The following is a 6,000-nucleotide window of genomic DNA, read 5'->3' on the forward strand; positions in this document are numbered from 1 at the left end:
CGAGTAAGGCCTCTCTGGGTTATTGGCCAGGCACGCCCGGCGATGGATTTTCAGCGTGCGCCGATGCGGTTGGCGTGCCTTGCCAGCCGCCGCCCAGCGCGAGGAACAGGTTCACCTGGTCTTGCGACAGTTGGGCTTGGGACGCCGCCAGGGCAGCTTCGGCCGTTGCGAGGGTGCGCTCGGCGTCGAGGCTGTCGAGATAGGCCAGTCGTCCTTCCTGGTACAACCGGCGCGTGTGGTCCGCGGCGTCTTGCGCGGCATCGCGCGCTTCGCGCAGCGCTTGGTCACGATGCAGGTCGTGAGCGTAGTGCGTGAGCAGGGTCTGGGTTTCCCGCAGTGCGTCGAGCACAACTCCGTCGAAGCGGGCGAGGGCGGCAGCGGCTCCGGCCTCGGTGGCGCGCACCCGCGCGTGATCGACTCGTGTCGGAAAATGCCAGCTGATCGACGGGCCGAATTCCCAGCGGCGGGTTATCGGATTACCGAGGTGTTCGAGCATTCCGGTGTAACCGGCCGCAGCGCCGAGACTGACCTGCGGATACATCATCGCCGTGGCGACGCCGATCTGTGCCGTAGCGGAGGCGAGTGCGCGCTCGGCCGCACGGATGTCCGGGCGGCGCTTGAGCAGGGCGGTGCCATCACCCAACGGAATCGCCTGGCGCAGCTGAGGTGCGTGACTGCAGGCGGTAACCGTCTCGGGAAGGGCTCCGGGCGTGCGGCCAAGCAGGGCTGCGAGCTGATACAACGCGGCCGCCTTCTTCGATTCGAATGGCGGCAGCTCGGCACGCAGAGCCTCCAGCTGGGCGTGGGCGCGAGACACATCGACTTCGTTGCCACGACCACCTTCGAACAGGCGCTCGGCGACATCCAGCTGTCGCAGCTGAATCGCCAGTGAATGCTCCGCTATCGTCAGCTCCTCACTGGCGTGACAGGCCGTCATGTAGCTGCGTACTACCCCGGCCACGGCAGTTATGCGGGCCGTGTCGAGCAGCGCCGCACTGGCGTCGGCATCGGCCCCCGCAGCTTCCGCGGCGCGATGCAGCTGACCGAACAGATCGAGCTGGTAACCCACGCTGAGGCCGGCGTCGGCGAGGTTCATCACCGGAAGTTTTTCCTCCAGGGCGAGGGCTTCGCTGGACAGCTGGCCGCGTGCAACCGAGCCGTTGCCGCCGACCACGATCTCCTGCGCGTGGTGTGCCATCTGGAAGCCCTCATAGGCGCGACGCAGGTTGTGATACGCCTGGCGCACGTCGGCATTGCCGATCAGGGCTTCACTCACCAGCCGATCGAGCGTCGGGTCGTCATAGAGCTGCCACCAGTCGTCCGGCAGCGGCGCCTGTTCGACCCGCTCGTTGCCGGCCAGATCGAAGGGTTTCTGCGCAGCGGCCTGCAAGGCCACGGCTTGGCCTGGCACGCGGTAGTCCGGGCCCACCGCGCTGCATGCTGCGAGCAGCGCAGTCAGCGCGAACGGCAGCATGTATGCCGCGCGACTCATTGGCTGACCGTCGCCGATGTGTCGCGCGACCACGGCAGCACGGACAGCGTCGCCGTACGGCCGACCACCAGGCGGATGTCGCTCTGCTGGCCGTCGTCCAGCACAACGCGAACCGGAATTCGCTGCGCCAGGCGCACCCAGTTGAAGCTCGGGTCGATATTCGGCAGCAGCGAGTTGCCGCGCACACGGTCGCGATCCTCGATGCCTGCGGCGATGCTCTGCACATGGCCACGCAGATGCTGCGCTTCGCCCATGATGTGGATGTCCACCGGCTGCCCGATCTCGATGGCGTGCAGCTTGGTTTCTTCGAAGTAGCCTTCGACGCGCAGTGAATCGGTATCGACGATCGACAGCACCGGTGTACCGGTTTTCACGTAATCGCCCACGCGCATCGTCTGGTCGCCGAGATAGCCATCCACCGGGCTGAGCACGGTGGTGCGTTCGAGATCCAGACGCGCCACGCCGAGGGCGGCCTCAGCCGTGGCCAGGGCGGCAGCGGCGCGCTTGACCTGGGTGTCGCCGATCTCGACGGTTTCCGCGGCGATCAGGTCTTTCAGCACCCGATTACGCCTGGCTTCGCGTTGCGCCTGGTCCAGCTGCGCGCGGCGTTCGAGCACTGTGGCGCGGGCTTCGTCGACCGCCAGTTCGAAGCGTGCCCGGTCGATCACGAACAGCACCTGGCCGCGGCTGACCTTCTGGTTGTCGCGCACGTGCAGTTCGGTCACCAGCCCGGAAACATCCGGTGCGACCTGAATGATGTCGGCGTGCACGTGGCCGTCGCGGGTCCAGGGCGCCTCCATGTAGTAATCCCACAGGTGCAGGCTGACGACGACGGCGATGACAACCGCCAGCAAGGTCAGCAGCACCGAGCCGGCGGCGGGTATCCATTTCTTCACGATTCACATCCGGGGAAGGAGATTGAACAGGGCCCCGAGCACGATGATGTACAGGGCGAGGTTGAACAGCGGCGGATGCCAGACCCAGCGGTAGAAGCCTGTACGCTGCAGCACGGTGGCGAGCAGGCTCTTGATGCCATAGGCGGACAGCATGGCAACCAGCAGGACCGGCACATAGACGCCGTACACATCGAGGTGACCGGTCATGCGTGCGCTCCAGCGGGGGAGAGGCCGGCTGCGGGTGGCGGGCCTCCCGGTGCGGCACGCACGCTGGCCGATGCGTCGGCGAAAAGCACCAGTCGCAAGCCGTGCACCACCTGCGCCGCCCGGTGTGCGCTGGGCGAAGCATCGCGCTGCAGATCCTGCAATGCGGCCTCGAGGGTGTCGCGTAAGGGCTCTAGTGTCGGCAGTTGGCTACGCGCGGTGGCGCAGGCAAGGAAATGCGCGCGGATCATGCCCAGCACCGGCTCCAGCTTCTGCTCGATGGCGGGTGCCGGCCGCAGTTCACGCAGTTCCAGCAGGCGAAAACCGACGCGCAGCTCGCGCGTGGCGTCGTTCAGCGCCAGGCGATCGCCATCCAGCTGAGCCAGACGTGGCAGCAGCTGGGCGATACGGTCGATGAAACTCGAGGCATCATCGGCTTCGTTGCGCCAACGTCGCAGGTCTGCCAGCGCCGCCAGGCTCAGCCAGCCGTGGCGTACCAATCGCCGCGCAGCCCAGAGCGTACCGAACGGCCGGGTCAGGCGAGCCCAGACGAAGGCGAAGAGCACGCCCAGCGCAGTGGACAGAGCGATGTCGGCAAACAGCTGGAAATCGGCGCGGTAGCTGTCCTGAAGGGTGATGTTGGAGATCGTCTGCACCGCAATCACGATCACTGTCCCGGCGTGTTGCGGTCGACCGGCGAGGGTGCCGAGCAACAGCAGCGGCACGGCGAGCAGGATGGCCAGGCTGCCGAAATCGTGCACGTTGGGCATCAACGCGAAGAGGTAGATGCCGGCGGCCGTGGAGGAGATCAGCGTGGCGACCAGAAACGACTTGATGAACGGCGCCGGATTGTCCTGACTGGCGAAGAAACAGCCTGCCACCGCGGCGATGAACACGCCGCTATAGCCGTGCTCCCAACCGGAAACGAACCACAGCATGCTCAGGCAGAACACCGACAGCGCTACCGAAGCCGCGGTGAATGCCAGTAGGCCGTAGTCATAGTGGCGTGGCCCGCCGACCAGTTGCTGTACGTGATAGCGCAGCGCCGGTGCCGCCTCGGGATGGCCCTCATGGGGTGCGTGCCGAGATAAGGGAAAATTTCACTCACTTCCTCTCTAACCTTTTGATCCATAGGTGAATTCTACGCTCGAATACATTGGGCGTGCCGACATACGCTACCCTCGTCACTTCGAGGCGATCTCTCGGGTCGCCTTTTCAATGCCTTTATATCGATTGGTAAGTTGGGTGGCAGCCTAAAGCCTCCCTTCCTTGGAGCTGATGATCATGCGCCACGTTGCTACCGAGCCGACGGAAACGACCTCAGACGTTACTTGCGACGCCTGTTGCCAAAGCACACGCGTTGAGGGCTATGGGCACCAGTTCGGTGTTCTTCAAGCTTGCTGGGGTTACGGTTCAAAGCATGATGGCGAGCGCTATGAGATTCACCTTTGTGAATCGTGCTTTTTCCGAACGCTGGCCATGCTTCGTCGCGAGCGAATGGTTAACACCATGTTCGATGATGAACCTGACGCCAATCAGGATGAGTTTGGTTTGGTGCGAAAGGATGATTTCTGGGCCGAAGGTTGAGTGCGCCGATCAGGCAGCATTCGCAGTCACATGGTCAATGACTCAACGGCTCCTGCAGGCTTTGCATCCGCTGAGCCTGAAACTTTGGATATGCATGACCCCGGAGACAGTGTAAACAACCTCTTCGATAAGCTGGATTTGCCGAAAGGCCACTACTACCTGCATCTGGCTGTACTGGCGGGCCTGCCAGCTCCGTTGATCGCCGACCTGGCTCGGGAGCTTGGGCGATCGCCTGTGCAGATAGCGGAATGGGTCGGGATATCTGCCTGCGGTGAATCAATGTCTGAAAAGGAGAGTGAGATTTACTGTCGCCTTGTCGAGACTCTGGATGTTCTGCTGGATTTATATGACGGCAACCTAGAAGGTGCGCTCCGATGGCTGACCACAACGAATATGCTGCTGGCAAATGCGCGGCCGGTCGATCTGGTGGTAACAGAAGCTGGAGGGCGTGCCGTACAGCAGGCCATTCATGCGATTGAACATGGCTTGCCTGTCTGACCCGCCCACGGTACCGGTGTCTGTTTCTGGCCGCAGTGAGCCGGATCATGGGCTACTTGCATTGCCGGGGACGGCAGGCGGTGCATGCCTGAGCAGCTTTAGCTGCGCGAGGGCTTCGGACAAGCGCTCCTGTAAGCCCTGGGCTCTTTGTGCCTGAGCATCGGTGGCTTCGCCAAGCCGGGCGACTTCATCTTGCAAAGCGCGGCAGCGCTGCTCCAGTGCATCATTCGTACGCTCCATTCCGGTCAACGTGCTCCGGGCGATCTCCAAGGCCTGAGTTTTCTGCGTGAGATGCTGTTCTTGAGCACGCTGATCCTTCTGCATCTGCCGCGCCTCGGTGAGTAGACGTGCATTGTCACGGTTAAGCTGGGTCAGCTCGTCCTGCTTAATGATCAGAGTCTGCCGGAGCTGTCGGAGCTCAACCTGCAATTGCTGAACTTGGGCTTCGTGACGCCGCTGGTCTTGCTCGCGCTGATCCTTGCTGGCCTGCCGGTAGTGTTCCAGTGCGTCACGTGCATGTTCATGCTTGTCCTCCAGCGACGCAATTTGGCTGTCGCGATCAATCAGACGCATCTCCAAATCGGCATTGGCCTGCGCTAACCGCGCATTTTCCAGCTCGACCTGCTGGCACTTCTGCTGCTCGTGCTGCAGTGTCTGCTGAGCAGCGTTGAGCTGCTCCCCGAGCGTAGAAGACTGACCTTCAAGCTGCTCTATTCGGCTTTCAGCCTGCCGAATCTGGTCCTGGTAATCGAGTCGCTCCAGTGCCAGCTGTTCGCGTTCCTGTGCTACAGCTGCCTGAGCCTCTTCTCTGAGCTGCTCAGCGAGCAGGCTCACCAAATTGCCCAATTGCTCGCTGAGAGACGGAGCCGTTTGCCGGCCGCGCTCAGCCTCCTCTATTTCTTTCAGGTAGCGGTGAATGGTGGTTTTCGAGCCGGTGTTGCCAAGTTCAACTCGCACCGCATCGATGCTGGGGTTCTCTCCCCGCGTCAGAATCACCTGTCGCGCCTTCTGAACCAGCGCTTTGTTGATGCCGCCCCGTGCCATGGTTGCTCCTACGATTTCGTAGTGTGTTACATACCATGTATTTACATATGAAAATCACCTGTTGTAAAGGAGGAATTTTCATATAATGTTAGACAGAATAATCTAGAATTATCCAATATCAGTTGTGAAAAACGCCTCATATCGTCGTTCTCGGGGTTTGGGGAGCAATGGAACCAAAAACCAACGTAAGCCCTACCACCTGCGCTCGGTGCCTTCTTCCCAGGCATCCGCCTCGATGAAGCAGTTGCGCATGTCGGCTTCCTGGCTGATCTCGGTCAG

6 protein-coding genes and 1 pseudogene are annotated in these 6,000 nt (G+C 62.0%); 2 read left to right on the top strand and 5 right to left on the bottom strand.

From position 1 onward, the window contains the following. Positions 1-19: 19 nt before the first annotated feature. The 4 genes and pseudogenes from IEG05_RS20700 to IEG05_RS20715 all read right to left on the bottom strand — a co-directional run. Entirely contained in the window at positions 20-1,492 is a 1,473-nt protein-coding gene (locus tag IEG05_RS20700; protein ID WP_046619098.1) for an efflux transporter outer membrane subunit, read from the bottom strand. Then, positions 1,489-2,388 (bottom strand): efflux RND transporter periplasmic adaptor subunit, encoded by a 900-nt coding sequence (locus IEG05_RS20705; RefSeq protein ID WP_046619100.1) that lies wholly within the window; start codon positions 2,386-2,388, stop codon positions 1,489-1,491. The genes IEG05_RS20700 and IEG05_RS20705 overlap by 4 nt, the downstream gene beginning before the upstream one ends. A 3-nt stretch (positions 2,389-2,391) precedes the next feature. Beyond that, positions 2,392-2,595 carry a DUF1656 domain-containing protein gene (locus IEG05_RS20710; RefSeq protein WP_046619101.1) on the bottom strand — a complete coding sequence of 68 codons (204 nt, stop codon included), beginning with the start codon at positions 2,593-2,595 and terminating at the stop codon, positions 2,392-2,394. Continuing rightward, a pseudogene (locus tag IEG05_RS20715) lies at positions 2,592-3,662 on the bottom strand (FUSC family protein); the annotation flags it as partial. The gene IEG05_RS20710 and the pseudogene IEG05_RS20715, both read right to left, overlap by 4 nt. A gap of 208 nt (positions 3,663-3,870) precedes the next feature. Here IEG05_RS20715 and IEG05_RS20720 point away from each other — a divergent pair. Both IEG05_RS20720 and IEG05_RS20725 read left to right on the top strand, forming a co-directional pair. Beyond that, positions 3,871-4,179, top strand: coding sequence for a hypothetical protein (locus IEG05_RS20720; RefSeq protein ID WP_041013812.1), 309 nt, complete (start codon positions 3,871-3,873; stop codon positions 4,177-4,179). Between the two features lie 30 nt (positions 4,180-4,209). Further along, the gene (locus tag IEG05_RS20725; RefSeq protein ID WP_191122669.1) at positions 4,210-4,677 is read left to right on the top strand and encodes an antitoxin Xre/MbcA/ParS toxin-binding domain-containing protein; all 468 of its coding nucleotides are present in this window, start codon (positions 4,210-4,212) and stop codon (positions 4,675-4,677) included. A gap of 45 nt (positions 4,678-4,722) precedes the next feature. On the opposite strand, the gene IEG05_RS20730 is transcribed toward IEG05_RS20725, so the two are convergent. Continuing rightward, positions 4,723-5,721, bottom strand: a complete 999-nt coding sequence (locus IEG05_RS20730) for a DNA-binding protein (protein WP_191122670.1) — start codon at positions 5,719-5,721, stop codon at positions 4,723-4,725. Between the last annotated feature and the right edge of the window lie 279 nt (positions 5,722-6,000).

Origin of the sequence: Stutzerimonas kunmingensis (genome assembly GCF_014764705.1) — a bacterium.
Classification (GTDB): Bacteria; Pseudomonadota; Gammaproteobacteria; order Pseudomonadales; family Pseudomonadaceae; genus Stutzerimonas.